Source organism: Gordonibacter sp. An230, assembly GCF_002159915.1.
Classification (GTDB): Bacteria; Actinomycetota; Coriobacteriia; order Coriobacteriales; family Eggerthellaceae; genus Rubneribacter.
This window is the reverse complement of the sequence record NZ_NFJP01000030.1, coordinates 1-24631: the sequence shown is the minus strand read 5'-3', so window position 1 is coordinate 24631 and position 24631 is coordinate 1. Positions and strand designations below refer to the sequence as shown.

Sequence of the window (24631 nt, the reverse complement as noted above, 5' to 3'; positions counted from 1 at the left end):
CCCAGCGTGCCGCCCGCCCGTTCATCGCCTTTCGCGCTCGCGCCGTGCGCTACGCGCTTTGCAAGCCCGCCTCGTCGTCCGCGTCCAGGGCCTCGACGCCCCCTGCGGCCACGATCTCCGGCCTCGTCTCGCCGGTGATGTCGCTCGCTCGGACGACCACGGCAGACGGCCCGGTCTGCTCGGGCAGGTCGTACATCACATCCTGCAGCACGCGCTCGCAGATGGAGCGCAAGCCGCGCGCGCCCGTGCCGTGCTCCACGGCCTCGTGCGCGATGGCGCGCAAAGCCTCGGGCTCGAACGTGAGCTCAGCCTCCTCGAACTCGAACATCTTCGTGTACTGCTTCACGAGCGCGTTCTTCGGCTCGGTGAGGATGCGCACCAAGTCCTCCTCGGAAAGCTCGGAAAGCGAGGTGATCACCGGGATGCGTCCCACGAACTCGGGGATCATGCCGTATTTGTTCAGATCCTCCGGCAGCACCTGGGCCAAAAGCTCGGCCTCGGCGTGCTTCTTGCTCTCCGGCAGCTCGGCGGCGAACCCGAGCCCGCTTTTGCCCACGCGCTCGGCGACGATGTCGGCTAGCCCCACGAACGCCCCGCCCAAGATGAACAGGATGTTCGTGGTGTCGATGTGGATGAGCTCCTGCTGGGGGTGCTTGCGCCCGCCCTGCGGCGGCACGCTGGCCTCGGTGCCCTCCACGATCTTGAGCAGCGCCTGCTGCACGCCCTCGCCCGACACGTCGCGCGTGATGGAAAGGTTCTCGGCCTTGCGCGCGATCTTGTCGATCTCGTCGATGTAGATGATGCCGATCCCAGCGCGGTCGGTGTCGAAGTCGGCCGCCGTGATGAGCTTCAGAAGGATGTTCTCCACGTCCTCGCCCACATACCCCGCCTCGGTGAGCGTCGTGGCGTCCGCGATGGCGAACGGCACGCGCAGCGTGCGGGCGAGCGTCTGGGCCAGAAGCGTCTTTCCCGACCCCGTGGGGCCGAGGAGCATGATGTTGCTCTTGGCCAGCTCCACATCGCCGTCCTCGGCGTCCGCCCCCAGGCTGATGCGCTTGTAGTGGTTGTACACCGCCACGGACAGCGCCTTCTTCGCGCCCTCCTGCCCCACCACGTGCTCGGAGAGCTCCGCGTACAGCTCATGGGGCGTGGGAAGGTCGGCCAGCACCTCGGCGGGCGCGGGATCGGCGACGGACGCGACGTGCGCCTCGCCCTCCGTCCGCGCATGGCGGCCCCCCTCGGCGCGCGAAGGACGCTCGAACGCCCCGGCGGTGTCGAGCGCGGGCACGTCCAGCCCGAGGTCGCGCATCATGGCGTCGGCGCACACCGAGATGCATTCGTCGCAGATGTAGATGCCGTTCGGCCCCGATATCATCGCAGCCACCTGGTGAGGCCGCTTGCCGCAGAAGGCGCAGGCGATGTCGTCGGGGCTCTGTCCTTCGAAATGCTCGTCGCGTCTGTCGTTCATGTATCCTGTCTCGCCCGTCTACTCGTCTTTGCTCGGCGCGATGGCGCGCGACGTGGTGATGCGGTCGACCAGGCCGTACGCCACGGCCTCCTCCGCAGTCATGTAGTTGTCGCGCTCCGTGTCGTTCTGGATGGTCTCGAGGGTCTGACCCGTGTTGTCCGCAAGGATCTTGTTCAGGCGCTGGCGCGTCTTCAGCATGAAGTCGGCCACGATGGCGATCTCGGTCTGCTGGCCCTGCGCGCCGCCGGAAGGCTGGTGGATGAGCACGAGCGAGTTGGGCAGGCACAGCCTCTTGCCCTTCGCGCCGTTGGAAAGGAGCACCGCCGCCATGGAGGCGCACTCGCCCAGGCAGATGGTGGACACGTCGCACTTGATGAAGTCCATCGTGTCGAGGATGGCCAGACCGGCGGTCACCGAGCCGCCCGGGGAGTTGATGTACAGCGAGATGTCCTTGTCGGGATCGGCGCTCTCGAGGTGCAGCATCTGCGCCACCACCGAGTTGGCCACGTTGTCGTCGATGGCCTCGCCCAAGAAGATGATGCGCTCGTTGAGCAGGCGAGAATAGATGTCGTAGCTGCGCTCGCCGCGCGGCGACTGCTCGATGACGTAGGGGATCAAAGCTGACTTCGTTTCAAAGCTCATAGGTATGCCTCGCTTGTCTCTAGCGGCCGCGGCGCGCGCGGCCCGGTTGGCGTCTCTGTCATAGTGCGGCCTCCCGCACCGCCGCGCAAGGCCCGGCTACCGTATCGTTACCTCGGCCCGCCCTGCGCGCCGATGCGCGGCAGGACGGGCCGAGGCACAGTCGTTCTATTCGGCGCCGTCGGCCGCGGCGTCGTCTTTCTTGGCGACCTTTTTGGCCGGCTTCTTTTCGGCGGCCTCGTCGGCGCCCTCGGAGGCGTCCTTCTTCGAGGACTTCTTGGCGGCGGCCTTCTTGGCCGGCTTCTTGGCCTCGCCGTCCTTCTTCGCCGGATCGGCCTCGCTCACGACGGCCTTCTCCATGAGGTCGTACACGGCCTTCGTGCGCATGATGCCCTGGCGCACCATGTGCAGCTGGCCGTTCGCGCGCCATTCCTTCTCGAGCGCCGCGGGATCCTCCACGCCGCTCTTCTGGAACTCGGCGGTCACGTCCTCGTCGGTGGCCTCCATGCCGAAGTGGCGCGCCCACGCGTCGAGCGCGAGATCCTGCTTCGCCACGTCGGCGGCCTGCTTCTTGACATCCTCCTTGAACTGATCGGGAGTGATGCCCTGCTGCATGAGGTAGCGGTCGAACGTCATGCCTTGGCTCTGAAGCTGCTGGAAGAAGTCCTGGATAAGGGTGGCTTCGGCGCTCTCGCGCATGGCCTCGGGCGCCTCGCCCTCAAGGCGTTCGGCAAGGGCCTCGAGGCAGGCGTTCTCCTTGAGGCGCGGCAGGACGATGGCCTTTTGCTGAGAGATGGACTCGGCGATGCGGGAGCGCAGGTCCTCGGCGCTCTCGAACCCGAGCGTGTCCTTGGCCCACTCGTCGGTGACCTCGGGCAGGATCTTCTTCTTGACGGCCTTCACCTCGACCTCGAAAGCGATCTTGTCGGTCTTGCCCGAAAGCGCGGACAGCATGATGGGCGGATCGGCCGGCATGTCGAGCGTGAACGTGGCGCTCTGGCCCTTCTTGAGGCCCACGAGCTGCTCGTCGAACTCGGCGGGGAACAGGTTCGCGCCCAAGCCGTAGGGGCGGCTCTCCGTCGTGAGGGACGGGATCTCCTCGCCCTTGTCGTCGGTGGCCTTCATGGCCAGGTCGATGTAGCTGTCGGTCTTCACCTTCGTGGCGGCCGACGCGTCCTCGAACGTGTGGTAGTGCTCGCGCAGGGCCTCGATCTGCTCGTCGACCTCGGCGTCGGTCGCGCCCTCGGCGGGCAGCTCGATGGACACCGCATCGTAGCTTGACAGCTCGAGCTCGGGCTTGACGGCCACGGTGAACGAGAACGCGTAGGGCTTGCCGCCCTCGACGAGGCCGGACTCGTCGAACTCGGGCTTGGAGACGGGGTACAGGCCGCAATCGTCGATGGCGAGAGGATAGCTGCCGTTCACGACGTCGTCGGTGACCGTCGCCAGGACGGCCTCCTTGCCAAGCGCGTTGTCGATGATCGGGCGCGGGGCCTTGCCCTTGCGGAACCCGGGGAAATTGTACTTGTTGGCGAAGTCCTTGTAGGTCTTCTTGATGCGGGCATCGATGTCCGCGGCATCGACGGTAACGGTCACTTTCGTGCGGTTATCTTCCAATGCCTCAACTTTTGTTTCCACGTAGCTGTCCTCCATCATTTCATGTATCGCCTTGCGGCATCGAGCGGCGCCCCGGACGACCGTCCCCTGTTGCGGACGCCGCGAACGCGCGTCGCGCTCCGAGCGCACCGAAACGGAATTATCGCACATATGGCCCGCGCGAGAAAGGGAGGTTGCGCCACGTTCACGAAGAACCGACGAAACACGAGCGAGGCGCGAAGCGTTTAATCAGAAAGGTCGGCGTTTTCGGGCCGCACGGCGAAAGGGCATGGTTACGATTGCGTTTGGCGCTACCAATCAGAGCCGCACAACGCTATCATGGGTTGAAACGAAAACGAAACGCAGCAGCGGAGGTGCCATGACTCTTGAACTCAACCTTTTGCAGGAGCGCGAGTTAGGACGACTCATCGATTACGAACGTGCCACTTGCACGGTGAAAGGCGAACTGGTCTACCGCTGCGCCTTCCCCTATCGTCCCGACGACGACCTGCAGTGCGAACTCATCGAACGCGGCGCACTCGCGCGCAGACCGGACGAGCGCCGCGGCAGCGTGGTGTCGATCACCTCCGATGGCTACTCTTACTTCCCTGCCAAAGAGCGCGAGGAGGCCGAGTCGCGCAGGCGCTCGCTGCGGGAGGTTCGGCTTGTCGGCCTGGCAGCCCTGTTTTCCGCCGCATGCGTGGTGATCGGGTTTTTGCTCGGACGCTTCTTGGCGTGAACGGCGATGCTGGACAGCGATCTTTGCGCAGCGTCCTTCTCACCGAAGGCTCAAGCCTGACGGCGCGCGAGACGCTCACTGTGCTCGGCTCGTACAACCTGCAAGTAGACGTCCTCGTCTCGCAGCGGGCCCCCATGGCCGCCTTCAGCGGGATGCGCCGTCGCATCGTCCAGGCTCCGCGACCGGGCGACGACCCCCTCGGATACCTGGGCTTCCTCGACCGTCTCGTCGCAGAGGAAAGCTACGACGCGGTGCTGCCCACGCACGAGCAGGCGTGGCTGCTCGCGGAAGCGAGCTCCCTGCTCTCGCCCGGATTCCCTGCGGCCCTCGCGTCCGCGAAGGCCTTCAGGCAGCTGCAGGGCAAAGTTGGCTTCGCGCGCTTGCTCGACAAGCTGGGCATACCCCAGCCCCCTTGGGTCCCACTTGGAGAACCGTCCTCGTGCGAGCCGCCCTTTCCCTTCCCCTTCTGGGTGAAAGCATCCTACGGCACGGCGGGGCGCTCGGTGCGCAAGGTGCATGACCGACACGGCCTCGAACGGGCTCTGGCCGACCTTTCGGGGGCGCAGAGCGGGGGGCTCATGGCTCAATCTGACGCCGAAGGCCAGTACGGCCAAGTGCAGGCGCTGTTCGATCACGGCAGGATGGTCGCCGTGCACACGTCGGTGGCCACCGGCACCGGGGCGGGCCCCTCCGCAGCGGCCCGGATGAGCGTCGACTTTCCCGCCGCGCGGGAGCACGCGCGCGTCCTGGGCGCGCATCTGGGCTGGCACGGGCCCTTCACTCTCGATTTTCTCCACACGGACGGGAACCCACGCTACCTGGAATGCAACCCCCGCATGATAGAGCCGGGCAACGCTTGGAAAGCGGGCGTCAACCTGCCGCTCCTGCTCGCCAAGCTGTCCGCCGGTTGCGATCTCGGCACGAAGCTTCGCATCGGAGCTGCCGGCGCAAGGACCTGCAGCCTGCAGGCTCTTCTGCTGGGCGCCGCCGAGTCGCGGGGCACACGCCGCGCAGTACTCGACGCCCTCCTCCGTCGAGGCAGGCCGCACGACGAGACCGAGGTGCTGACGCCCGTGCAGGACGACCCGCCAAGCGCAATCCCGCTCGCAGCCGTGGCCGTTCGCCTGCTGGCAAATCCGGCAAGTGTTTCCGCCATCGCGCGGAAGGCTATCGACGCTTACAGCGTGGGTCCTGCCGCCATCGCCGAGCTAAAAGCTTACGCCCCGCCCATCGCCTAAGCGGCTTCGAACCCATCTTGCCGCTTCCAAACGGACGTCTTTTTGCTATCATGGTCGCTGCGTGCTTCCGGGCGCGAAAAACCACGTGCGGGCGTGGCGGAATTGGCAGACGCGCCAGATTTAGGTTCTGGTGAGGAAACTCGTGAAGGTTCAAGTCCTTTCGCCCGCACCATCTGCGCATAATCTGGGGAGGGTGCCGCCGTGCACCTTCCCAGCCATCTGGGGCCGTCCCCGAGCGGCCGACGTTCGAGGGGAAGCAAGGAGCGCCGCCATGGACATCAAGAAGATCGCCCGAACCTGGAACTCGGTGAGCTTGGTCAAACGCATCGTCGTCGGTTTGGCGGCGGGCGCGCTGCTGGGCTGCACCTTGCCCGGCCTTGAGGTGGTCGCGCTTTTGGGCACCCTGTTCGTCTCGGCGCTCAAGGGCATCGCGCCCATACTCGTGTTCTTCCTCGTCATCAGCGCGCTCGCGAACGCGAAGGCCGCAGGCTCCATGGGAACAGTCATCGCCCTCTACCTGGTCAGCACGTTCGTCGCCGCGCTCGTGGCCGTGACGGCGAGCTTCCTGTTCCCCATCGACCTCACGCTCGCGTCCTCACCGACCGAGCAAAGCTCGCCGTCGGGCATCGGGGAGGTGCTGTCCTCGCTCGTCTCGGACATCGTGGCGAACCCCGTGGACGCCCTCATGAACGGCAACTACATTGGCATCCTCGCTTGGGCTGTGGTGCTGGGAATCGCGCTGCGCGCCGCATCGCAAACCACCAAAGACGTGCTCTCGAACGTCTCCGACGCCGTGTCGCAGGTGGTGCGCTGGGTGATCGCGCTCGCGCCGTTCGGCATCCTGGGGCTCGTGTACCAAACCGTAGGCGAGAACGGCCTCGAGATATTCACCGAGTACGGGAGGCTGCTGCTCGTGCTCGTAGGCTGCATGCTCTTCATCGCGCTCGTCACGAACCCCCTGCTCGTGTTCTGGGGCATCCGGAAGAACCCCTACCCGCTCGTGCTGCGCTGCCTGAAGGACAGCGGCATCACGGCGTTCTTCACGCGTTCTTCTGCGGCGAACATCCCGGTGAACATGGAGCTGTGCCGCAAGCTCGGCCTCGACAAGGACAACTACTCGGTGTCCATCCCGCTGGGGGCCACCATCAACATGGCCGGCGCGGCCGTCACCATCTCGGTAATGGCCATGATGGCTGCCCATACGATGGGCATCGCCGTCGACCTGCCCACGGCCGTCGTCCTAAGCGCCCTTGCGGCCGTGTCCGCATGCGGCGCGTCGGGCGTGGCGGGAGGCTCCCTTCTGCTCATCCCGCTCGCATGCTCGCTGTTCGGCATCGGAGGCGACGTGGCCATGCAGGTGGTGGGCATCGGCTTCATCATCGGCGTCGTGCAAGACTCGTGCGAGACGGCGCTCAACTCCTCCTCCGACGTGCTGTTCACCGCGACGGCGGAGTACCGACAATGGCGCAAAGAAGGTCGCGAGATCGCACTCGGTCCCGATGCCTTCAGCGAAGACGAGTTGGCCTGATCAGGTTCGAACAGATACAAGGGCAAGCTCGAGAGCAGGACGCGAGAAGTCGACGACGATCGCCTGTTCGCACAAGGGCCCATTGCATGGCTGGACCCGGACGAGAACCGTCCGGGTCCCGTTGCGTCCGAACGCGAAAACGGCCGAGAGGGCAGGGTCACGAAAGCCGCGCCCGGGCACTGCGGAGCGCGCCCCAACGCCTCGCTCGCCCTATTCGCCGAGACGGGCGTAAAAGTCCCGACCGCGCTTCTCTATCTCCACGTCGTCGAGATCGGCCACGTAGGCGCGCAGCTGGGTGTAGCCGAGCTCGCGCAGCTTGAACGTGCGGAACCGGGTGCGCACGCGCTTGCCCACCTCCGAAAGCGCCACGCCCTCGGCGCCGGCCTCGCGAACGAGGCGGCGGATGAACTGCTCGGGCGTTTCTGACGCCTCGGCGGCCTCTGCGGGACGTTTGGCCCTTGAGGCCGAATGAGGAGCGATGGATGGCGAGGCGTCGGACGCGGGACGACGTTTCGAGGTGCGCACGGCGGCCCTTCCCTTTCGCTCCCGAGCGTCCTCGGACTCAGACTGCGCCTCGGTCGCCGCGGTCCTCCGAGAGGCTTCGGTCGACGCGCCCCGCGCGGCCTCCTTCGCTTTCCGAGCAGAGGACCGCCTCGAAGGCTCGCCCTGCTCGGCCCTGTCGGCCTGCTCGTCGTCGCCAGCCACCTTAGCCTGAGCGCCCTTCGCCTCAGCCTCCGCGCGCTTCGCGGCGCGGGCGGCGCGGGCAGAACGACCACGCCGGGGCTTCGCAGCTTTCGCGTCTTCAGACGCGGCCGCCTCGCGATGCTTCTCCTGCAAAGCGGCCTTCCCGCCCTCGCCAGAGGAAGCACCGTCCGAACGCTCCGCCTGAAGAGCCGGGGCCGAAGCCTCATCTGCCCGGCCGACCGCCGCGGCAGCCCCGTCCTCCGAACCCTCGCCCGTAGCCTCGGGTGCAGCCTCCGGCGTCGGCCCGCCCTCCGGGGCCGCCGCCTGGTCGCGCCGACGACGCGACGAGCGGCGCGAGCGCTGCCTCGGCTCCGCCGCCACGGCAGGCGCGGCCCCGGACGACGCGGCTCCGTCCTCCGAAGAGCGCCCGATCACCGCGCCCTCGACGCCTTGCACGTCCTCGGAAGGCGCGTCTGCCCGCGCGTCCTCTGACGCGGCGGCAGACGCCTTCTCCTCGGCCAGTTCCACGGTCACCGAGTTGCCGTCCTTCGTGACGACGACGCTTTCGAACTCGTCGAGCAGCTTCTTGAGCTGGTTCGTGCCGTAGCTGCGCACGTCGAAGTCGGGGTGGCGCTTCAGAAGGCGGCTGCCCACCTCGCCAAGTCCCGTCGACTTGCCGTTGTTCTGGTTGTCGGTGACGATGCTCACCACCGCCTGCTCGATCTCCTCGATCGAGGGCCCGGTGCCGTTCTGGCCGTCAGAGACCTGCCCCGCCCGTTCGGAGCGCCCCTTGCCGCGACCGTTCGCCTTGCCGCCCGAAGCGGGCAGCAAAAGCTCGAGCGTCGTGAAGATGTCGCACGCTTTGCGGAAGGGAACGGGCGTCTTCTTCTCCCCCATGCCCACGACCGTGAGGCCGCTTTCGCGGATGCGGCTGGCCAGGCGCGTGAAGTCGCTGTCACTCGACACGATGCAGAAACCTTCGACCGATCGCGTGTACAGGATGTCCATCGCGTCGATGATCATGGCCGAATCGGTGGCGTTCTTGCCCTGGGTGTAGCCGAACTGCTGGATGGGAGTGATGGAGTTCTCCAGTAGCGCGTCCTTCCACTTCGCATGGAGCGCGAGCGTCCAGTCTCCGTAGATGCGCTTGTAGGTGACGGTGCCGTACTTCGACAGCTCGTCGATGATGGGCTTTATGTACTTCGCCGACACGTTGTCGGCATCGATCAAGAGCGCGAACCGCTTTTCGGACGATTGTTTGGTATCCACGTTTTCGCTCCTTGGTTGCAGGGGAAACGGAGCCGCGCGCCCCGCCCTCACGAACCGTGCCGACGGCATCGAAACGACGCGTCGTCCGGCGGGCATCGAGCACATACTACCCGATAGGAGGTCGAACGCGGGCTTTTGGAAAAGGGCTGATACAATTTGTCCACATTCCCCTTGCGCTTGTCGCCGAAAATCCCTATACTTCCACCTTGCGCCTTGGTGGGTGTAGTTCAGTTGGCTAGAACGCCAGATTGTGGCTCTGGAGGTCGTGGGTTCGAGTCCCATCATCCACCCCAGCGCGCCTTTTGAAAAAGGGGCTTGCGCGTTTGAGCGGAATGATCTAGAATCTCATTTCGCTTCGTAAGCGAAGCAAGCACACGCTCCGTTAGCTTAGTTGGTAGAGCAGGGGACTCTTAATCCCAAGGTCGAAGGTTCGAGTCCTTCACGGAGCACCAGAAATCGATGAACCGTCTGGCATAGCCGGACGGTTTTTTTATCATACGAACCAGGCACGATGCCTGCAGTCCTTGCCGCGCCCTTCGGCGCGCGGCGCGCAGCGCCCGTCGCCCGCCCTCGGGAGGGACACTGCGCCCCGCCTTGGCCGCGCGCAAGCCGCCGCCCTCCCGTAGCGCTCGCAGAGAACGCCCCGCACGTCACGCGCCGCCCGCGAACGCGGGGACGGCGCGGGCGGCCTCGTAACCCTTCTCATACAAGCGCTCGAGGCACGCCGGATCCCTCGTGAGAGTGTCCGCGCCGCAGCAGTCGTCGGGAGCGACCACGAGCACAAGCCCTTGCCGCTCGAGCTCCAAAGCGCGGGCCACTCCGAGGTTGTAGCGCGCCGCGCGGCCGCGCAGGGCCTCGGCGGCGCGCGGGAAGCGCCGGCGCAGCATCCGATAGGCGAAGCGGTCGCGCTTGAACGAGCGCACGTAGGAACGCGGGCGCGTGAGCACGACCACCACGCGCGCGCATCCCTCGGCGAAGGCGCGCGCGAGGGGCACAGGGTCGGCGATGCCGCCGTCGAAGTATGTGCCGCCCTCCCACCGGCAGGGACGGCACACCACGGGAATGCCGCTCGAAGCCTTGAGGATACCGAAGTCGTCGCGCTTGAGGTCGGCCTTGCGGAAGTACACGGCCTCCCCCGCCAAAGCGTCGGTGGCCACCACGACGAGGGCGGCGGGGTTCGCGAGCAGCGCATCGTAGTCGAGCGGGTACTCACCGTCGGAGTTCGACAGCACCGAGTACACGTAGTCAAGGTCGAGGTAGGATCCCTTCGTCACGAGATTGCGCACGCTCATGTACTCCTTGCGCTGCGGGTACTCCGTGTAGAACAGCCGGTTGCGCCCGCGTTGGCCGGCCAGATACGCCACCATGTTGCCGCTGCCGGCCGACACGCCCAGGCACACGTCGAACGAAACGCCCTCGTCGAGGCAGCGGTCGAGCACGCCGGCGCCGAACGCGCCGCGCAAACCACCGCCCACGTCGATGACGCCGATTCGCGCAGGTCGCGAACGATCTTTTAGTATCGATGCATCCATAACGAAGTCCCAACGGTCGAAGGAGGGTCGGCGCAAGAGCTGACGCTCGGCACCGAGACGATGCCACGCCGTCAAAGGAGCGGCGCACTGGACATGGTAGCCTCGTCGGAGGGCGCACCGGCAATCCGAACGGAAGCGGTTGCCGCCGCGTTCCCCGGACGTTTCCAAACCGCTCGGCGGCGCGGCCCGCGAATTCCGGGGGAAGTGCAACAAATTCCCCTGCGAAACCGTGTTGGGCGCGAAAGGAGAGAAGCCATGGATCCAGCTTGCGGAACGTTCGTCCGGACGGCAGCGCGCGGCCCCGCGCTCTCCCCGCGCGCCGCCTCGGGCGCGCCGCGTCCGGCACCGCCCGGACCGACGGCCGCCCCGACCCGCTTTCCGCACCCCGCACACGCCGAAAGGGCGGCCTGCGCCGCTTCGGAGAAGCCCGACGGCGAAGCGGCGGGACCGAAGGATGCGGAAAGCCTCTCGACCGCCGAGGTGGAGGCCGCCGTCAGCCGCTGGGGAGATGCGGTGCTGCGTCTGGCGAGGAGTCGCATGGGCAACGCCGCCGACGCGGAGGACGTGCTCCAGGCACCTACGACGTCGCCGTCGGCGGCTACGACCTCGATTTCACGGCCAGCGGCGACGTCTCGGCCTTGGAGGGCCATCCCCAAACCGTCGTGCTGGCCCCGGGCGGCGAGGCGCGCATCTCCCTTTTGCGCATAGCGCCCGCAAACGCCTTGGCCGACGAGGGGCTGTGCCTCGTCCCGAGCCGTACGTCCAACTCCGATCAGGCCGCCTTCAGGCTTGCGGTTCAAGAACAGCCCGCAAGAGAAGGCGGGACGAGGAAACCCCGTCCCGCCTTCTTCCCGAGAACGAGACGATCTCCGAACGTTCGCGACGGACGGTCGAACCCGAAACACCCCCGTGCAGCGGAGCGCCCGCAGGTCCGCCCTGCGGGCGCTCCGCCCGTCGAACGCCTGGCGCCCCGCTCCCGGCGCGCGTCACTCACTCGCAAAGGCGAGCTTGCGGGCGCCGAAGAACGTCACGGCGAAGTACGCGCCGTACACGACGAGGAAGCACGCGGCGCACATGAGGGCCGTCTCGGCGATGTCGAGATGGCCGAACACCGCCACCACGTCGGTGACCACCGTCAGCGCGCAGCACGAATGCGCCACGGCCAAGGCAAGCGGGAACAGGAAGTACACGAGCACCTGCATGAAGATCGAACCTGACACCATGCCTTCGGGGGCGCCGAGTTTGCGCAGAAGCCCGTAGCGCGGCGCACTGTCGGACGCTTCCGAGAGCTGCTGGATGGCCAGTATCGCCGCGCACGCAACCACCAGCACGAACCCCAGATAGATGGCCAGATACGCCACCACCGTGGACAACCCGATGCTCTGCTCGAGCACGTCTGCGCGCGTGAACGACATGGTGATGGGCCAGGTGTCCGGCTCGCTCGTATCAGCCACGACCTCCATCATCTCGCCAAACGCCGCCTCGTCGGCATCTGTTGCGCACTGCACGTTCAGCATGGTCTGGACGATGGCCGCATTCTCGGGAACGACATCGTCGGACACTACGATCGCACCCGTGTTCATGGGAACCGGCGTGGTCTGCAGCGTATCGCCGTGGAAGGACGCCAGCTTGAGCGCATGGCCGTTCACGTCGAGAGTTGTTCCCAGCTCCACGGCCCGCTCGTAGAACCCGCGCGTGATGTCGGAGTCGCTGAACACGGCGCACTCGCCCTCCTCCAGCGAAATAGAGGGTTTGCCAGCCAGCTCGAGCGCAGCGTTCACCTGCGAGAGCCGCATCATGTACACGGGATACACCCCGTAACCGTCGTTCACAGACGAGCCGGCGAAGTCCGTCAAGACAAGGCCGCTCGCATCCTCCACATCGCCCATCGTCAGACCGTCGTCGGGATCCACGAGCAAATCCACCTGCGCCGCACCCTCTACGAGCGCGTCGAAGTCGCCCGCGCCGAGCGCGCGGACGCTCGCACGCAGGCCGGCTGCGGCGTCATAGCCCTGCTCCTCGGCAAACGCCCCGAACTCGCCCAGATCAACGGGCACGTAGCCCGTCTCGGAGGTGTACGCGCCGAAGTTCGTCGACACGGTGGCGCTGTAGGCCGTGCTCGCCTCGATCGACCCGACGAGCGCGTTTCGTATTCCGATGCCGCCGCACACGCTCGTGATGGCCAGGAACAGCACGAGGCACACGATCGACAGCGACGCGAACGTCGTGTTCACCTTCGAGCCCAGCTGCCGCAGCGTGAACATGTTGAGCCCGCGCAGGTACAGGGGCCGCACCGCCTGCACAAGCCTCAGCAGAAAGCCCGACAACGCGTAGAAGAACAGCACCGTGCCCACGAACACAAGGACCGTGGCAGCCGCGAACTGAGGCGAAGGCTCCGTAAGCCCGTTGTCCACGAGCAGTTTGTACGACACGCCGATGATGGCGAGGGACGCCGCGAACAGCATGATCGAAAGCGGCAGGCTCCTCAGCCTCATGTCCTCGCCCACGCGATCAGCATGCAGCAGTTCGATGAGCTTCGCCTTCGCCACAGTGCGCGCGTTCAGCACGGCCGCTATCGCGAAGACAGCGACGAACACGGCCGCAGTCTGCGCGAGAGCGTCGGCCGAGAACACGAACGAGAATCCCGCCGCCTCGGCGACATCGGCTTGGAACAGGGCCGATGTCACATACAGAAGAAGCTGCGACAGAGCGAAGCCCAAGACGAGGCCCGCGGCAAGCGATGCCGCGCCCACGATGAGCGACTCGAGCGCGACGATCTTCACCACGTCGGATACGCGCATGCCCATCATGAGGTACAGGCCGAACTCCTTCTTACGCCGCCGGATAAGAAAGCGGTTCGCGTACACCACCAAGAAAACGAGCACGAGCGCGACGAACGCCGACACGCCGCCAATGACCATGCCCAGAAGGTCGAACATCTTCTCCTGCGTCTCCGAGAACGCGAGCACCCCCTGCTGCGCCGTCATGGAGTTGAACGCGTAGAACACCGCCACGCCCAGCATGACGGTGAGGAAGTACACTCCGAAGTCCGAGACGGACTTGCGGACGTTGCCGAAAGCGATCTTAGCGAGCATGGAGCATCACCGCCTCGCCCTGCACGGCATGCGCGGCCGCACCCAGCCCTCCTTCTTCCTCCGCATCGTTCATGCTGGCCACCACCTCCACGATGCGATGCCGGAACGCCGATCGGTCGGCCCCGCGGCGACGAAGCTCCCCGAAGAGGCGGCCGTCCTTGATGAAGATGACCCGTCCGCAGTAGCTCGCCGACACCGCGTCGTGCGTGACCATGAGGATGGTGGCTCCGCGCGCGTTCAACCCTTCGAGCGATTCGAGCAGCGCGGCCGCCGATCGAGAATCGAGCGCGCCCGTCGGCTCGTCGGCCAGCACGAGGTGCGGGCGCGTCACCGTGGCGCGCGCGGCCGCCACGCGCTGCCGTTGGCCCCCCGACATCTGGAAGGGACGCTTTTCCAGCACATCCTCGATACCGAGGGCACGCGCCGCCTCGCGCACGCGGCCGTCGATCTCGTGCGAGGAAACGCGCTGGATGGTGAGCGCGAGCGCGATGTTCTCGTAGGCCGTCAGCGTGTCGAGCAGGTTCGCATCCTGGAAGATGAACCCGAGGTCGTCGCGCCTAAAGTCGCTAAGCTGCCGTCCGCGCAGGTCTGTGACCGTCCGACCGCCGATGACGATCTGGCCGCTTGAAGGCGCGTCGATGGTGGCGAGACAGTTCAAAAGCGTCGACTTTCCCGAGCCCGACGGTCCCATGATGGCCACGAACTCGCCCTTCGCCACCGCGAAGCTCACCCGATCAAGCGCCTGCGTGACGCTCGCCTCCGACCCTTTGCGCCCGCTCGCGCCGTAGCGCTTGCTCACATTGCGCACCTCCACCACCGTCGTCGCGCCATGCGCCGCGTTTCCCATGCGTGTCTCCTTCCGTTTCGTTCTTGGCAAAAGGGCGAGGGCTTCCTTTGCGTTCAACGAGAAGCATGCCGAGCCCCGCGTTCTCTTGCGAGCATGGCGCGGCCCCGCCCCTTCGCCGCGCGCTCCCTGTCGCATGCTCCAGTCTAGAGAGCCGACCTTACGCCCCCAGCGCACCTTCCTTGCGATTGCCTTACGAAACGGCAAGGCGCTAAGAGAAGCGAAGGGGCGGCGCTCGGAAAGCCAACGTGCTCCCACCGCGGGCTCCGAAAGAGCTCGACTAGGCGGAAGAACGCCGCAATGCTGGGACGACCGCCTCCTCGCATCCCCTCTCCGCAACGCACGGCGTCGAGCACGTCGGGCGGATCTGAGCCCCGAGACCCCGAAGCGCGCCCCGGCGTTTGCCCGAACCCCCTCCGACCGCGATTTCCCGGCTCGCAAAGGTCGTCGGTCCTCGGCCGACGGACGCTTCCCGGAACCCGCAGCGGAGCTAAAGAGGATGCCGGAAGCTCCCCGGCCCACCCGACAACCGCCAAGAGGCAGGCAGACGTTTCCAAGAAGGCTGAACCATTTCCCGACCAAGGCTTTCGCCGCGAGCAGCCCCCTCCCCGCCCAAGCGTGGCGAACCCCACCTTGCATCCTCCTTACGTCCGCGGGCGCCGAGCGAAAAGCGCCATGAAGATGTGGCATAATGCATCACGAAACGAGAGAAGGAGGCTGCGAATGGCGATGAGCGGGTTCGGCATGGCGGACGAGCATCTGCGCGACAAGCGCATCCTCGTCGTGGACGACGAGCGCGACTTGGCGGACATGGTGGCCGCCATCCTGCACGGTGCGGGGTTCGCCCGCGTCGATGTCGCACATTCGGGCGAGGAGGCGCTCGCGGTCCTCGACAGGAGCCCCGTCGAGCCTCGTCAGGGACGCGGGGCATCCGGCCGAACGTCCCCGACCGCCCCGCACGCCACCGAAGAGATCTACCAGCTGTTCGTGCTCGACGTCATGATGCCCGGCATGGACGGCTTCGAGCTGCTCGCGCGCCTGCGCGAGCACCCTGCGCACGCGCAGGCGCCCGTCGTGTTCCTCACCGCGAAGGACGAGCCCTTCGACCGCGTGAGCGGCCTTTCGCTCGGTGCTGACGACTACATCGCCAAGCCCTTTCTCCCCCAGGAGCTCGTCCTGCGCGTGACCGCGGTTCTGCGCCGCTGCTACGCCGAGGAGAGCCCTCTGCTCGATCTTGACGCATGCCGCGTGAACTTCGCCACCGCGGAGGTGCTGCGCGCGGACGGCGAGACGGCGGTGCTCACCGCCAAGGAGCACGAGATCCTGGGCGTGCTCGCGCGCAACGCGGGGCGCATCGTCACCATCGACTCCTTGTGCGAGGCGTGCTGGGGAACCTCGTTCGGCTACGAGAACTCGCTCATGGCGCACATCAGGCGTCTGCGCGAGAAGATCGAAGCGGATCCGTCGAAGCCCGTCTCACTCGTCACGGCGCGCGGCCTGGGCTACAAGCTCGTGAAACGCGGCTAGCCATGGCGCGGAGGACAAGGGCGAGAAGACGCGCGAGCACGCCGAGCTTCGCGCGGTTCTTTACGAAACAGCTGCTCGTGTTCGCATCGCTCACGCTCCTTGTCGTGGCGGTAGACCTCTTCCTATACGTCGTCGTCGCCTACCACGAGTCGGACGCGCACTTCAGCGAGGGCTCGCCTTCCGCCGTGGTGCGCACCGTGGACGCCGCGCTCTCGCGCGGGGAGGACGGGACATGGACGCTCGCCGAAGACGGCGCGAAGATCCTCGACGAACGCAGCGCCTGGGCGCTTCTCGTGGACGGAAGCGGCTCCGTTTCCTGGTCGCAACGCGTTCCCGACGAGGTGCCACGCGCCTTCTCCCCCAACGATGTCGCCATGGCCGCCCACTACGCAGAGGTGGCCGACTATCCGGCGTTTTTCTGGGATCGTGACGACGGGCTGCTCGTCGTGGGATTCCCCAAAGGCGAGTTCTGGCACGAAAGCTTCACCTACCCCGCCTCCTTCATCGTCAACCTGCCGCTGTACGTGCTCCTCGTGCTCGCAGTCGACCTCGGCATCCTGTTCGTCATCTACGCGGTCGCGCGCCGACGCACGCAAAACGCAGTAGGGCCCATCGTCGAGGCGCTCGACGCCCTGTCCGAGGGTCGCGCGGCCGAACTGAGCCTGAAAGGCGATCTGCGCGAGATCGGCCAGCGAATCACCGAAGCGAGCGGCATCATCGAGCAGAAGGACGCCGCTCGCGCAAACTGGATCCGCGGCGTGTCCCACGACATTCGCACGCCGCTGTCGATGATACTCGGCTACGCCGACGCCATCGCAGCGGACGAGGACGCGAGCGGGAGCGCACGGTCGAGCGCCCAGGTGATCCGCGCGCAAGGGCTCAGGATCAAGGACCTGGTCACCGATCTCAACACCGCCTCAAAGCTCGATTACGACATGCAGCCGCTCGACCTCGAGCGCATCCACCTGCCGCGCCTTCTGCGCAGCGTGGTGGCCGCCCATGCGAACAGCGGCCTCGACGAGCTTCACCCCCTCGAGCTCGACTTGAACGAAAACGCGCTAGACGCCGTCGTGCTGGCCGACGAGCGCCTGCTCGAGCGCGCGGTCGAGAACGCCATCGCGAACGCGCGGCTGCACAACGAGGAAGGCTGCTGCGTGCGGGTGACGCTGCGTACGCAAGGCGAGCGCGCGATCATCGGCGTGGCCGACGACGGCGCGGGCGCGTCCGCCGAGGAGCTGACCGAACTCAGGGCCCGGCTCGCCCGCGCACGAACCGCGCGCAGCGCAGCGGGATCGTACGGCGAGGAGCACGGTCTTGGCCTTGTGCTCGTGGACCGCATCGCCCGAGCGCACGGCGGCGAGCTCTCGCTCGACAGCGAGCAGGGCCAGGGGTTCTCCGTGGAGCTGTCGCTGCCGATCGCCTAGCGCCGGGGCGCTCTCCCTATGCCGTCGCGCCCGTCTCTGGAAGAGCGAGACGGGCGCGACGGCGAGGCGGGTCGCCCTCCTCTTCTCGCCGCGCCCGCAGGCGACGCTGCGCGAGCCCCCCGCATCAGCAGCGGAAAAGGCGCCGTGTTGCGCTTCGCCGCGCCAGCAGGCCCGCTCCCCCATCGCCTTTGGACGGTCCATGAACGAAAAGAGGGCCGAGCGAACCTTCGCTCTCTCGTCCAAGCGGGAAACGCCCTCCCGACATCCTTCGCATGCGCCTCGAACCAGCCCGAGGGATCGGATACAATAAAGGTCGCCAACCGCACCCGAAAGGAGAACGATCTTTGGAAGCGCTTATGCTCGCCTTGCTCTTGTTGGCCGCCGTCTTGCTTTCCTCGGTCATCGACCAGCTCGTTCCCAAGGTGTCCTCTCCGCTCATCCAGATCGTCCTCGGCTTGGGCATCGCGCTTCTCGCGCAGCGCCAGATCAGCATCCAGCTCGACCCGGAGCTGTTCCTCGTGCTGTTCATCGCGCCGCTTCTTTTCGACGAGGCGAAGAACGTCGACAAGGCGGCCCTGTGGAGGAACCGCAGACCGGTGCTCTCGCTCGCGGTCGTGTTCGTCGTCGTCGCAGCGTTCATCATCGGATTCGCCGTGAACTGGGTGATCCCCGCCATCGGCCTGGCCACCGCCATCGCCTTGGGCGCGGCGCTCGGCCCCACCGACGCCGTCGCCGTGGCTTCGCTGTCAAAGGAAACCGACCTCTCGCCCCGCGCGAAGAGCATCCTTGAGGGCGAATCCCTCATCAACGACGCCTCGGGCATCGTCGCGTTCCAATTCGCGCTCGCTGCGGCCATCACCAGCTCGTTCTCCCTCGCCGATGCGGCCGCAGACTTCCTGTTCAGCTTCTTCGGGGGCATCCTCATAGGGCTTGCCCTGGGCTACCTGGGCAACTTCCTCGTGCGCAGGGTCCGTTCGTGGGGGTTGGAGAACACGACGTTCCACGTGCTGTTCGAGTTGTTCACGCCCTTCATCGTGTACCTCGCCGCGAACGCGGCTGGCTCGAGCGGCATCCTCGCCGTCGTAGCCGCCGGTCTGGTGAACGTCATCTCGCCCCGCGCCGTCGGTCCGTCCATCTCGCGCATGAACATCGTGTCGGCAAGCGTATGGCGCGTCGTGTCATTCGCGCTCAACGGCGTGGTGTTCGTGCTGCTCGGCACGCAACTGCCTCGCGCCATGCAGCACACGTGGGAGGACGCGAGCTTCGACAACGGCTTCCTCATCGGGGTCATCCTTCTAATCACGGCCATCTACCTGGCCGTGCGCTTCCTGTGGCTGCTCGGGGTCGAGCGGGTCCATGGACGTTCGAGCGCAGACGGCGCGCGGCCGAGCTGGTCGGCGGACGCGCGTTCCGCGCTGACGATGGCCCTCGCCGGCCCGAAGGGGACCATCACCCTCGCCGTCATGCTCACCATTCCACTGTATCTGCCCACCGATACGGGCATGGTGAGCCCCTTCCCCCAACGCGACCTCGTCATCTTCCTCGCATGCGGCGTCATCGTGGTCACGCTGCTTCTGGCAACGTTCGTCGTGCCCCTCCTGGCCCCGAAAAGAGGGGCCACCGACGAGGACATACGCTGCGACGAGACGGCCGTGAGCCTGGAGATCCTGCGCACGGTCATCGGAGAGCTCTCTTCGAGGCAAACGCCCGAGACGCGCGCGGCCACGCAGCTTGTGCTGCGCTCCTACAACCAGCGCATAGCGCGCATCAAGAGCACCAACGACATCGAAGACGAGCCGAACACGGCGCTTCGCGTGCAGGCCCTGCACTGGGAGCAAGACTTCGTCGCAAAGCTCATCGAGAACGAAGACGTCCACCCCATCGTGGGCTACCGCCATCTCAGCCGGCTCGACCATATCGAGAACATGCTGCTGCACCACCACGGCCGCTGGTCGCTACAGAACCTCCTGTTAAGGCTGCGCGCGCTCGTGCGCGCAGGATTGCACCGCCTCGCGCCTGGATTGCCCGGCAAAGGCGTGACCGAGCGCAGGCAAGCCTCCCGCGATCTGCAGATCCGCTGCGCCGACCACGTCTCCGAATGGCTGAGCGCGCTTTTGGCCTCTTCGGAGACCAGCTTCCCCACCGAGGACGTGAGCGCGCTCCTCCTGGAGTACCAACGCACAGCCCGCAACCTCCGTAGATCGAACCCCTCCATCACCGCGATCACCACCACGGTCGACAAGGCGGTGGACATCGAACGGCTCGGATTGCGCCTCGAACTCGAGCAGATACAGGCACGCTACGAAGAGGGCGATCTGTGCCGCTCGTCGTACAAACGCCTCCGCGAGAACGTCTTCCTCATGCAAGTCGACCTCGAGGACAACGTGTAGGCGCGCCGGAGGATAGAACGCAGCCGCCGCCATCTCACGCGCAACGCCCTCGAGCGGCCCGTCCTTTCGCAGCTTTCCCTCACCCCCCAGGCAGCGCGTATTGAGCGAAGAGGCTAGGAGGCCCTCGAAAACGGGTCTTCTGAAAGAAAACGCCTCCTGCAACGGAACAGAGCCGGACCCTTTGGCAAGAGTCACGGCTCTGCAACGATCCATACGCTCTTATCTTGGAAGGCGCTACATCTTCGCAGGCGCGCTCACGCCCAAAAGGCCCAGCGTCGTGGCCAGCACGATGCGGGCGGCATCCACGAGCGCCAGGCGCGCATCGCGCAGCGCCGGCTCCTCGCCGATGACGTGGCAGTTCGTGTAGAACGAATGGAACAGCGCCGCAAGATCCTGCGCGTAGTGCGTGAGACGGAACGCGGCGCGGTCGCGTGCGGCCTGGGCCACGAGCGGTCCGAAGTCGTCCATCTTGCGCATGAGCGCGAGCTCGGACTCGTGCGTGAGGGGCGAGAGGTCCACGCCCTCCGGGATCACCTTGGCGGCCAGCTCGTCCATGCTCATCTCGCCGGCCTCGGCGGCCGCGGCGTCGGCGGGGTCGGCTGCCTTGCGCAGGATCGAGCAGATGCGCGCGTGCGCGTACTGCACGTAGTACACCGGGTTCGACGCGTCCTTCTTCTTCGCCACCTCGATGTCGAAGTCGATGGGCTGGTCGGAGGACTTCGCCAGCATGAGGTAGCGGGTCGCGTCCACGCCCACCTCGTCGATGAGCTCCTCGAACGTGATCATCTCGCCCGTGCGCTTTGACATGCGCACGGCCTCGCCATCGCGGAACAGGTTCACCAGCTGGCCGAGCATGATCTCAAGCGCGCCGGGCCAACCCCAGGCGGCGAGCATGGCCTCGCAGCGGGCGATGTAGCCGTGGTGGTCGGCGCCCCAGATGTTGATGAGGTGGTCGAAACCGCGCTCCATCTTGTTGTAGTGATACGCCACGTCGCTCATGAAGTACGTCATCTCGCCGTTGGCCTTGATGAGCACGCGGTCCTTCTCGTCGCCGAACGCGCTCGACTTGAACCAGGTGGCGCCGTCCTCGACGTAGATGTAGCCCTTCTCGTCCATGGCCGCAAGGCTGCGGTCGACGGCGCTCTCGCCGTTCTCGTCGGGCTCGTAGAGGCTGCGCTCGCTGAACCAGCAGTCGAACGTCGTGCCGAAGCGCTCGGTCACGCGGTGCTGCTCGGCCAGTTCGTAGGCGTAGGCGCGCTCGCGGAAGTTCTCCATGCGCTCGGTCGGGTCGGCATCGAGCCACTTGTCGCCGTCTTCGTCGATGATGGCCTGAGCGATGTCCTTCACGTACGCGCCGGCATAGCAGGCTTCGGGCATCTCCACATCGCGGCCGAGCAGCTGCTGGTAGCGCACGGCCACCGACTCGCCGAAGTTGTCCATCTGGGTGCCGTGATCGTTGATGTAGAACTCCTCGTACACGTCGTAGCCGGCATGGCGCATGACGCGCGCCGTGGCGTCGCCGAGCGCGGCCCAGCGGCCATGGCCCACGTGCATGGGGCCGGTGGGGTTGGCCGAGATGTACTCGAGGTTGATCTTGCGCTCGCCCTCGGGAATGGTTCCGCGACCGAAGTCGCCCTTCTCGGTGCGGACGGCGGCAACCACGCTTTGGAGCGCGGCTGGATTCAGGCGTATGTTGATGAAGCCGGGGCCAGCGATCTCGACCGACTGAATAAGATCGTTCTCGGGCAGATGGTCGACGATGGCCTGGGCGATCTCGCGCGGGTTCTTCTTGGCGAGCCTGGCCGAGCGCATCGCAACGGTGGACGCCCAGTCGCCGTTGCCCTCGTCGCGCGGACGTTCGAGCGCCGCTTGCGGTGCTTCGTCGAGCGAAAGCGTCCCGTCCTCGCGCGCAGCCGCCACGGCCGCATCGATCAGCTGTTCAAGTTGTTCGCGAATTTGCATTGCGCATCTTCCTATCCGGCAAACCTCGTGCGATTCCCTACAGATTATATGATTCTACCATTTTTTCGGCCGTGCGGAACGAAGGTGCGGCCCAAACGGGTCGCACGCGGACCCGTTATGCAGAAAACGTCCACACGACCTCGCGAAAGAAGATGACCGTTGCGCGTTTTCATGATATCGTGGCCCCTTAGGCAAAGACGATAAGGAAAGGTGGCGGGCCATGGCTGTGCGCATCGAATGCGACGACTTCGAGGGCGCGCGGCTCGTGCGCGAGCGCGTGTTCGTGGAGGAGCAAGGGTTCGAATACGAGTTCGACGAAACCGATGCCGACCCCTCCACTATCCATCTGACGCTGTATGCGGAGGACCGTCTCGCAGGCTGCGCACGGACGTTCCCCGATCCTGACGATCCCGACGCGAAGGCGAACGGACGCTGGGTGTTCGGTCGCTTGGCCGTGCTGCCCGAGGCGCGTCGTAGCGGCTTCGGCGCGCTCCTTCTGGCCGAAGCCGAGCGCATCGCCCGCGAAAGGGGCGCCGTCGCTATGCGCTTGCACGCCCAATGCCGCGCCGCAAGCTTCTACGAGCGAGCCGGCTACGAGCAGTACGGCCCCGTGGAGCTCGACGAGCACGTCGAGCACGTGTGGATGCGCAAGCGTCTCTGACGACAAGGAAACACCGCGCGATTCGCCGCATCCGCGCCGACGAGACAAGAGAGAGGGGGCCGCCGCAAGACAGCCCCCCCCCTTTTTTTCAAGCGTATCCTCGTGCGTGCGCGCCGCTACCCCGACCCGCGCGCACGAAAGCCCCGGCTATCCGGCGGCTCCCGGAACGAGGATCATCGCCGCCGTCAAGACGACCACGCATACGACGCCCAAGATGACGAACAGCTTCGCGCCGAACTTCAGCCAGGTGGAGTACTCAACCTTCGCAAGCGCCAGTCCGCCCATGATGGCTCCGCTCGTCGGAGTGAACAGGTTCACCAGACCGCTGCCGGCGCTGAACACCATGATCATGACGTCAGGCGAGAAGCCAAGCGAGTCGGCAAGGGGTCCCATGATGGGCATCGACACCGTGGCCATGCCGGACGATGACGGGATGAGGAACGACAGCACGATGTAGAGCAAAAACGACAGCGGCGCGAACACGACCGCGGACAAACCCTTCAGCGCGTTCGCGGCGTTCTCAAGGATCCACAGGTCAAGACCCGTCTCCCCCATGAGCACCGTGATGGAACGCGCCATGGCGATGATCAGCACGACGCTCATCATGTCGGCGGCGCCGTTGACGAACGCCTTGACGAAGCGGCTCTCTGACACGCCCCCGATGAGCCCGATGACGATGGCCATCAACAAGAACCACGTGGAGGCCTCGTCGAAGTACCACGATCCGAGCGGAACGTCAGTCAGAAACGCCGACCATCCGCCGGACACCTGCTCCTCGGCGGTCACGGTGCCGGACGCTTCGCCGTCGAAGGCCAGGTCGCTGCCCTCGGCATCGGCCCACACCGCCGAGATGTCCTCGCCAGAAACCTCTTCGGTGACCTCTTCGGTGACTGCGCCCGCGTCGAACACGCTCACGCCGAAGTCGTTCCATGGAATGAACCCGACGATCATGACCACGAACGTAAGGGCGAACACCGAGAGCGCCGCTTTCTGACGTCCCGACATGAGCCTCTCGTTCGGGCGAGCCTCGGCGGCTTCGGTCTCCTGGCGCCCCTCGCCGAACTCGGCTTCCATAGCTTGGCGCTCCTGCAGCGACAGGATGGTCGACCCTTTGTCCGCCTTGACCTTCTTCGCGTAGCGCATGACATAGACGATGGAGATAGCCAGCGACACGAGCCACAAAATGACCCCGAGCATGATGATGACGCCTTGGTTGACCTCGATGCCCGACGAGCTCAACGAGTCAACGGCCGCTCCGACGGCGAACGGGTTCACCGTCGAGCCGAGCACTCCGCAACCGGCGCCTAGCAGCACGACCGAAGCGCCAACGACGCTGTCGAAACCCGCTGCCACCATCGTCGCGGCAAGCAGCAGGTAGAACGGAACCGTCTCCTCGAGCATGCCGTAGGTTGTGCCGCCGATGGAGAAGATGAACATCAAGATGGGGATGAGCACGAGCTCGTTTCCCTTGAGCTTCCTCACCAGCGCGGCGATGCCGGCGTCGAGCGCGCCCGTCTCGGCGACGATGCCCAAAAACCCGCCCAGAATCAGGACGAACAGGCATACGGGCAATGCGTCGGTGAAGCCCTTGACGGGAGCCGTCGCCACGTCGGCCACCGTCGCGCCCGTGACGCCTTCGACTCCGGCCGCAGACATCGCAACCGTCACCAAAGCCAACACGATCAAGATGGCCAACAGAATGGTGAAAGACGATACGGATCGCCTTTTCTTGCTTTTTTGCTTTGCATTCTCGGTCATACGAACCTCCCCCTTTCAGGGAGTCGAGGCGAATATGATTGGCGAACGAGAATTTGCAACACGGATCGACGGAAGCATAACCGAGCGACCCGCGATAACCTTGAGAGCGGCGACGCCTGCCGACGCAGGCGCCGCCGCGAGATCAACGACTTCAAATGACGGCTTTGCAGCGACCGGCATCCGAAGCCGCAAAAACAGCCTACCTCGTGATGACCGTGCCGGTCTCGCCGCGCAGGCCCGCCGCGGCGCACTCGAGGCTGGTGATGAGCGCCCTGCC

The 24631-nt window shown here is 65.9% G+C and carries 16 protein-coding genes and 3 tRNA genes; 10 read left to right on the top strand and 9 right to left on the bottom strand.

Annotated elements, in window-relative coordinates:
* Positions 1-49: 49 nt before the first annotated feature.
* The 3 genes from clpX to tig form a co-directional block, all read right to left on the bottom strand.
* Positions 50-1468 (bottom strand): ATP-dependent Clp protease ATP-binding subunit ClpX, encoded by a 1419-nt coding sequence (clpX, locus tag B5F40_RS13275; RefSeq protein WP_087194761.1) that lies wholly within the window; start codon positions 1466-1468, stop codon positions 50-52.
* Positions 1469-1486: 18 nt separating this feature from the next.
* Positions 1487-2110 carry an ATP-dependent Clp protease proteolytic subunit gene (locus tag B5F40_RS13270; protein ID WP_087194760.1) on the bottom strand — a complete coding sequence of 208 codons (624 nt, stop codon included), beginning with the start codon at positions 2108-2110 and terminating at the stop codon, positions 1487-1489.
* Positions 2111-2275: 165 nt separating this feature from the next.
* On the bottom strand, positions 2276-3763 hold the full coding sequence (tig, locus tag B5F40_RS13265) for a trigger factor (protein WP_087194759.1): 1488 nt from the start codon (positions 3761-3763) through the stop codon (positions 2276-2278).
* A gap of 319 nt (positions 3764-4082) precedes the next feature.
* Between tig and B5F40_RS13260 the strand changes: the two genes are divergently transcribed.
* From B5F40_RS13260 to sstT, 4 genes are all read left to right on the top strand, one after another.
* Positions 4083-4442 carry a hypothetical protein gene (locus B5F40_RS13260; protein WP_087194758.1) on the top strand — a complete coding sequence of 120 codons (360 nt, stop codon included), beginning with the start codon at positions 4083-4085 and terminating at the stop codon, positions 4440-4442.
* A complete protein-coding gene (locus B5F40_RS13255) occupies positions 4439-5680 on the top strand; it encodes a hypothetical protein (protein WP_204217419.1) in 1242 nt (413 codons plus the stop codon). Before B5F40_RS13260 ends, B5F40_RS13255 begins: the two co-directional genes overlap by 4 nt.
* A gap of 87 nt (positions 5681-5767) precedes the next feature.
* Positions 5768-5852: transfer RNA gene (locus tag B5F40_RS13250), tRNA-Leu, on the top strand.
* Between the two features lie 99 nt (positions 5853-5951).
* Positions 5952-7208 (top strand): serine/threonine transporter SstT, encoded by a 1257-nt coding sequence (sstT, locus tag B5F40_RS13245; protein ID WP_087194757.1) that lies wholly within the window; start codon positions 5952-5954, stop codon positions 7206-7208.
* A 210-nt stretch (positions 7209-7418) separates the two neighbouring features.
* On the opposite strand, the gene B5F40_RS13240 is transcribed toward sstT, so the two are convergent.
* On the bottom strand, positions 7419-9161 hold the full coding sequence (locus B5F40_RS13240) for an NYN domain-containing protein (RefSeq protein WP_204217417.1): 1743 nt from the start codon (positions 9159-9161) through the stop codon (positions 7419-7421).
* A 216-nt stretch (positions 9162-9377) separates the two neighbouring features.
* Here B5F40_RS13240 and B5F40_RS13235 point away from each other — a divergent pair.
* Both B5F40_RS13235 and B5F40_RS13230 read left to right on the top strand, forming a co-directional pair.
* A tRNA-His gene (locus B5F40_RS13235) sits at positions 9378-9454 on the top strand.
* Between the two features lie 83 nt (positions 9455-9537).
* Positions 9538-9613, top strand: a tRNA-Lys gene (locus B5F40_RS13230).
* Between the two features lie 198 nt (positions 9614-9811).
* Here B5F40_RS13230 and B5F40_RS13225 read toward each other — a convergent pair.
* The 3 genes from B5F40_RS13225 to B5F40_RS13210 form a co-directional block, all read right to left on the bottom strand.
* Positions 9812-10693: a patatin-like phospholipase family protein gene (locus B5F40_RS13225; protein WP_087194776.1), complete on the bottom strand. Its 882-nt coding sequence runs from the start codon at positions 10691-10693 to the stop codon at positions 9812-9814.
* 986 nt (positions 10694-11679) lie between these two features.
* Positions 11680-13788: an ABC transporter permease gene (locus B5F40_RS13215; RefSeq protein ID WP_087194755.1), complete on the bottom strand. Its 2109-nt coding sequence runs from the start codon at positions 13786-13788 to the stop codon at positions 11680-11682.
* Positions 13778-14635 carry an ABC transporter ATP-binding protein gene (locus B5F40_RS13210; protein ID WP_087194754.1) on the bottom strand — a complete coding sequence of 286 codons (858 nt, stop codon included), beginning with the start codon at positions 14633-14635 and terminating at the stop codon, positions 13778-13780. Before B5F40_RS13210 ends, B5F40_RS13215 begins: the two co-directional genes overlap by 11 nt.
* A 720-nt stretch (positions 14636-15355) precedes the next feature.
* Between B5F40_RS13210 and B5F40_RS13205 the strand changes: the two genes are divergently transcribed.
* The 3 genes from B5F40_RS13205 (at position 15356) to B5F40_RS13195 (ending at position 19973) form a co-directional block, all read left to right on the top strand.
* A complete protein-coding gene (locus tag B5F40_RS13205) occupies positions 15356-16159 on the top strand; it encodes a response regulator transcription factor (RefSeq protein WP_342395021.1) in 804 nt (267 codons plus the stop codon).
* A 2-nt stretch (positions 16160-16161) separates the two neighbouring features.
* Positions 16162-17583 (top strand): sensor histidine kinase, encoded by a 1422-nt coding sequence (locus tag B5F40_RS13200; RefSeq protein ID WP_087194753.1) that lies wholly within the window; start codon positions 16162-16164, stop codon positions 17581-17583.
* 344 nt (positions 17584-17927) lie between these two features.
* Positions 17928-19973 carry a cation:proton antiporter gene (locus B5F40_RS13195; protein ID WP_087194752.1) on the top strand — a complete coding sequence of 682 codons (2046 nt, stop codon included), beginning with the start codon at positions 17928-17930 and terminating at the stop codon, positions 19971-19973.
* A 234-nt stretch (positions 19974-20207) separates the two neighbouring features.
* Here B5F40_RS13195 and argS read toward each other — a convergent pair whose 3' ends face one another.
* Positions 20208-21935: an arginine--tRNA ligase gene (argS, locus tag B5F40_RS13190; protein ID WP_087194751.1), complete on the bottom strand. Its 1728-nt coding sequence runs from the start codon at positions 21933-21935 to the stop codon at positions 20208-20210.
* A 220-nt stretch (positions 21936-22155) separates the two neighbouring features.
* Between argS and B5F40_RS13185 the strand changes: the two genes are divergently transcribed.
* A complete protein-coding gene (locus tag B5F40_RS13185; RefSeq protein ID WP_087194750.1) occupies positions 22156-22596 on the top strand; it encodes a GNAT family N-acetyltransferase in 441 nt (146 codons plus the stop codon).
* 147 nt (positions 22597-22743) lie between these two features.
* On the opposite strand, the gene B5F40_RS13180 is transcribed toward B5F40_RS13185, so the two are convergent.
* Positions 22744-24354 carry a YfcC family protein gene (locus B5F40_RS13180; protein ID WP_087194749.1) on the bottom strand — a complete coding sequence of 537 codons (1611 nt, stop codon included), beginning with the start codon at positions 24352-24354 and terminating at the stop codon, positions 22744-22746.
* Positions 24355-24631: the final 277 nt, after the last annotated feature.